Consider the following 1,320-nt stretch of genomic DNA (forward strand, 5'->3'; position numbering starts at 1 on the left):
CGTCGTCCTTCATTCATTTGTTAAGCATTTCTTTGACGGAGCTTGCCAATAACGCCATAGATCAGCGTTCCTACGCCCAGCACCGAATGTAATACGAGAAAAAATGCGAACAAATATTCGTCATTTGCTTTTTCTAATGGTCCATGCCGACCTAGAGAATAGATTGTTCCAGTGAAGTGCCCAATAGCTGCTAAGCCAATTAGAACTATCCCGCCAAATATATTATACGTGTAGTTATGCAACGCATTCTTTACGACGGTTGTCACGGATGATTTATGAATTTTTTCCGGCTCTTTGCCAAATAGAGGTTTGATGCTACTCAACACTTCGTTATGCGCACTTTTTGGAAGCCTTCCATAAGCAATACTAAAGCGACTGCCATCAGCGCCACATATTTCAATACAACCGTCTACATCTTTGACGTCCTTGACCTTATAGAGATCAATATTACTTGTAATCATCCCCAACTGGTGCTCATTCATTTGGCCATCCTTAAAGGAAACCCCATAAGAGCACTTGAACCCCGCTACTAGAAGGCAGCAGACAAGAACGAAATAGTTGTCTGGAAAATCTGTGTTCCCGGTAGACAGACTAGTAAAGAGGTTGAAAGCGACCCACACAAAAATTGCGGCAAGGTACGCTCTAAATTTGTATTCCAATGAAACTTTGTGCTTCCAACTACTACTCATAACTTCAAAAAATGCTTAACGCCTGGCTCAGCGCGACATAGCGACGCAGAGCTTTTGTGTGAAAATGTGAGCGCAGCGAACATCACAAAAGCGAAGCAAAGCTTATGGAGTCGGCTGCAGCCATTTGTTATGTGTTCCGCACTTTATGCGACCACTCCTCTTTTTTTGACCGCATTTCTTGACGGAGCTAGCTTCCGGATCAGGAAATCTTCTAATGCGGCTGCCAAGTAAGAGTATTCAGCCGGAAAGCCAACTGCACCCAGATCTTTGACGTCTTGCCACTTGTCCTGTGGTACGTAATGTCCACGCCCCTTACTTTTATCGGTGGCTATTACGTGAGCAATTAAGCGTCTAGAAATTCCGTGTTGATCATACGGCCCACCTCCACTGGAAATCCCTAGCCCTACATAGAGAACATCACCATTAGCAGAAAAGAGCGCATAGACCCCTCCTTTATCATGGTGTGGGACAGACCCGCTCCAAGACCATCCAATGTCCCATACCGGTGGACTCAGCTCTAGATCTCTTGGCCAATGCCTCTCGAAAAACTCCGCTGTATATTTTATTAATTCTTCTTTATTAGGCATTGTTCCTCCTGAACACATAACGCCTGGCTCAGCGCGACATAGCG

General features: G+C 44.9%; 2 protein-coding genes. Both read right to left on the reverse strand.

Annotated features, from left to right (window positions below):
• Positions 1-20: 20 nt before the first annotated feature.
• Positions 21-482: a hypothetical protein gene (locus tag QSJ80_RS15485; RefSeq protein ID WP_285765374.1), complete on the reverse strand. Its 462-nt coding sequence runs from the start codon at positions 480-482 to the stop codon at positions 21-23.
• 350 nt (positions 483-832) lie between these two features.
• Positions 833-1,276, reverse strand: coding sequence for a GIY-YIG nuclease family protein (locus QSJ80_RS15490; protein WP_285765375.1), 444 nt, complete (start codon positions 1,274-1,276; stop codon positions 833-835).
• Positions 1,277-1,320: the final 44 nt, after the last annotated feature.

This window comes from Biformimicrobium ophioploci, assembly GCF_030270605.1.
GTDB classification, from domain to species: domain Bacteria; phylum Pseudomonadota; class Gammaproteobacteria; order Pseudomonadales; family Cellvibrionaceae; genus Biformimicrobium; species Biformimicrobium ophioploci.